The organism is Protofrankia sp. Cr1 (assembly GCF_963555865.1).
In the GTDB taxonomy this organism is placed as follows: Bacteria; Actinomycetota; Actinomycetes; order Frankiales; family Frankiaceae; genus Protofrankia.
Genome location: NZ_CAUVXO010000582.1, coordinates 1 through 3209, shown reverse-complemented (window position 1 = coordinate 3209; position 3209 = coordinate 1). Strand labels below are relative to the sequence as shown.

At 67.4% G+C, this 3209-nt stretch carries 4 protein-coding genes and 1 pseudogene; 2 read left to right on the top strand and 3 right to left on the bottom strand.

What is annotated here, in order from left to right:
• Together U9980_RS26190 and U9980_RS26185 are read right to left on the bottom strand one after the other, a co-directional pair.
• Window positions 1-748, bottom strand: a pseudogene (locus U9980_RS26190) (hypothetical protein); the annotation flags it as partial.
• Window positions 732-1706 carry a helix-turn-helix domain-containing protein gene (locus U9980_RS26185; protein WP_322770370.1) on the bottom strand — a complete coding sequence of 325 codons (975 nt, stop codon included), beginning with the start codon at window positions 1704-1706 and terminating at the stop codon, window positions 732-734. The gene U9980_RS26185 and the pseudogene U9980_RS26190, both read right to left, overlap by 17 nt.
• Window positions 1707-2025: 319 nt before the next feature.
• Between U9980_RS26185 and U9980_RS26180 the strand changes: the two genes are divergently transcribed.
• A complete protein-coding gene (locus tag U9980_RS26180) occupies window positions 2026-2304 on the top strand; it encodes a hypothetical protein (RefSeq protein WP_322770369.1) in 279 nt (92 codons plus the stop codon).
• Window positions 2297-2533: a hypothetical protein gene (locus U9980_RS26175; RefSeq protein ID WP_322770368.1), complete on the top strand. Its 237-nt coding sequence runs from the start codon at window positions 2297-2299 to the stop codon at window positions 2531-2533. Before U9980_RS26180 ends, U9980_RS26175 begins: the two co-directional genes overlap by 8 nt.
• 69 nt (window positions 2534-2602) lie before the next feature.
• Here U9980_RS26175 and U9980_RS26170 read toward each other — a convergent pair whose 3' ends face one another.
• A complete protein-coding gene (locus U9980_RS26170) occupies window positions 2603-3037 on the bottom strand; it encodes an XRE family transcriptional regulator (RefSeq protein WP_322770367.1) in 435 nt (144 codons plus the stop codon).
• Window positions 3038-3209 lie beyond the last annotated feature (172 nt).

Here is a 3209-nt window from a genome sequence, read left to right as displayed (position 1 = left end):
GTTGTTGGGCGTGTACGGAAGTCAGGCGCACCCACGGGACGTCGTCTCGGGTGCAGATGGCCGACCAGTTGGCGGCTTGGAGCGCGTGACCGAGGATTTCGTGTTGGGCGAACTGGCGTAGCCGTACCGCGGTGAACCGGGCGTTGCGTTGGTTGAGGCGAAGGCGGACCTTTGATCCGGCTCCGTCGAGCCAGTAGGCCCAGTACACATCGAGGTCGACACGTTCAATGCTCAGGTCGTAGTCGGCAGTGGCGCTGGTGAGGCGGCGGACTATCGGTTCGATCTCCGTTGCCGCTGCGCGGATCAGCTCGGGGACGTCGTCGCTGTTCACGGGGTCTTCGGCCTCGTCGAGGTGGGCGGCGGTATCGGGACCCCAGGTCACCCCGAATGCCCCGATGGCCGATATCGCCCGGTCGCGGCAGGTGGTGAGGTAGTCGTCGGTCCATCCGGCCGCCGTGCATCCCTGGGTGGCCTGGACGTAGGCGTCCAATGGTTGGTGTTCGCCGAGGAGCGCACGCAGGTAGGCCAGGTGTGCGCCGATGCGGTCGGCGAGGTGGGGTTGGTTCTCGGCGTGTGCGCGGTGTTCCAGGTCGGTGAACCGGTTGTGAGCGTCGATTCGGTCGGCGACCGGCGGGATCTCGGCGTCGGTGGGGACGCAGTCGTAGTCGATGACCGCGGGGCAGCCTCGCTGGCGTTCGTAGGCGTCCCAGGCCCGTAGCGCCGTTTCGATGTCATTGCGCAGGGTCACGATCGGCGTCCCATCGAAGCGTTACGGCGTGGTTGGGTGCCAGGTTGGCGCGGGTCAACTCGATGACGATGGCGGTCTGGTCGTGTTTCCAGGTGAGTCCGTCGGTGGCGGAGACCTCGGAGCCGTCGGCGTGTTCCTCCACGGCGGTGCAGCTCAGCAGTTGCCGTGTGCCGCGGTGGCGGACGGCGAGTGAGTACCGGTCGGTGGGGCGGGTGAAGGCTTGCCGCCAGTAGAGCTCGTCGAGGAACCGGCCGCCGTCGCAGGTGTAGGCGATGATCGCAGATTCGCTGGGCTGCAATGCGGGGAAGATCTGGCAGGCGAACTTGGACATCGTGATGGTGTCGTGGATCCGCTGGATGATGACGTTGCGGTCGGATGCGGCGGCTGGCGCGATGGTGAGGATGCCGGTGGTGTGTTTGAACCACAGCTCACGGACGAGACGAGTGATCGGTAACGTGCCGATGTTCACCAGTTCGTAGGTGTAGGTGACCTGGGCGGAGGCGTCGGCTGCGATGTCGATCGTGACGGACAGGGACCGTTCCCGCGCGGCGTAGTCGCCTGGCGTGGATGCCGGGTGTTCGGGGGCCGATCGGGCGGCGGGCGGGGTCGGCGCGGGGATCTCTGCGCGGGCGTCCTGGGAGGGTGGCGCGGGGGTGGGGCCTGTGGTCTCCCATGGGCGCGGGGCCAGCCGGAGAAGCTCGCCGGGGATGCGCAGGGCGTCGGCGATGCGTTCGATCAGGTCGATGGACATGATGTGTTCCTGATCGCGCATGATTCGGCTGACGCGGCTCTGGGTGAGCCCTTCGATCGGCGAGGCGATGCGGTCCTGACTGGCGCCGTCGTACTTCTTCAACAGCCGGAAGATGGTGCCGAAGTCGCGGGCGTTCAGCGCCGTGCGCATGTCGTCCCGGTCGAGTACCTGCCGGGAGACCGTGTAGGGGCTGGTGGTTGGCGGCATCGTGCCTTCTCGGGTGCGTCCGATGGTCCGCCGGTCAGCGGTGTGCAGGGCGGCATGCTGACAGTAGCGCGTTCATACCAGGTTGGTATGGGACCTTCGTCCGAGTCGCGCGCTCGTGTACCGGTTGTCGACTGTTCGCCTGGTGGAACACGGCCGGTCGGGGGAGTCGGGCGGCGTATGCGGACTTGGCGTTTCGGTGTGGTCCGCGGGTCGGTGAGCCTGTTGTCCAACCAGTCCGGTTCCGTGTTGAGCGTGGTGTCCGCGGGGCCGGGCTGACGTCCGAAAGGCACGCTGACGACAGGATGGGACGGTGCGGCCGGTGACCAGCGCAGACACGGTGACTGACGGCGGGGATGGATCGATGTCCGTGCTCTACGGCGTGGTGCGCTTTGAGCCGGGGGACGAACGGCGGGTCCGCGATACGACGATCACGTTTGATTCGCCCGCGTCGGCGGAGCTGTTCGCGGTGGAAAGCGGCTGGCACGACTATCAGGTGTGCCCGCTGTTCTTCTTCGTGGACCACTCCACGGCGCCGGCGGCGGGTCGGATGCTGCTGGGTGCGGCGTTGGCACGCTCGACGCGGCGGGCCGGTGGCTGAGACCACCGGTGCGCACGCACCGGTCACCCTCGACCGCGACAACTCCACGATTACGATCTACCCGGACGCGCGGCCGGTGGACGTCATGCGGGCGTGGGCGGCGCTGCCGGACGGCCTGGGGTTCGCGGAGGCGTTTGGTGATGTTGAGGTGACGCTTGTGTTCCGGCCGGTAGACGGCGTGGTGGCGGGTCCGGCGATGCCCGAGAGGCTGCCGTTCGGCTCGGGCTGATCAGCGGTCGCCAGTCAGGGGCTGGTGCCCAGGTGGACGATCTGTCGTCCGTCCGGGTGCCGGCCCCTTCTATCGTGCGCGGGGCTCGCAGGTGTGCGGCTCGGGGTCCTGCCCGGCGGTGACGAGCTGCTCGACGGTCAGGAGACGGCGACTGAGTTCGTCCAGGCGTTCTTCGATCCGGCGCAGTGTCACGATGACCGGATCGTCGGTGGTGGTGGGTTCGGTGGGCGGGTGGCCGGCGAGTAGAACTCTGATCAGATGGTCGTCGGGCCAGTCGAGCGCGCGGGCGAGCGCGGTCAGCGTCTTGTTCTGGAAGCGGCGGCCGGTGCCGTGCTGCACCAGGCGGACCGTGGACACCGACACCCCCGATGCCTCGGCGAGCTGTTGCTGACCGATGCGGCGGGCTGCCATCCGTTCGTTGAGTGCCGCCGCGACGGCGGCCCAGTCCTCGCCGTCGGTGGGTCGGCGGGCGGTATAGACCCGATGGGTATTGCGGTCAGCCATGGCCCGCATATTAGCGCCAAAGCAAGCAGTATTACGACTGATGTGCGCGTCTATACCGGGTCCGTATGAGCGAGTCGGCTTCGGATCGTCGGTCAGACCGGCTTGGTATGGCCGTCATACCAAGGACGTATACATGGCCTGTATACGGGTTGAGTAGCGGTCGGCGAGCGGT

Bases quoted from the DNA above. Each gene is read 5' to 3' on its own strand.
- U9980_RS26185 (WP_322770370.1), bottom strand. From the start codon at position 1,706: ATGCCGCCAACCACCAGCCCCTACACGGTCTCCCGGCAGGTACTCGAC.
- U9980_RS26170 (WP_322770367.1), bottom strand. From the start codon at position 3,037: ATGGCTGACCGCAATACCCATCGGGTCTATACCGCCCGCCGACCCACC.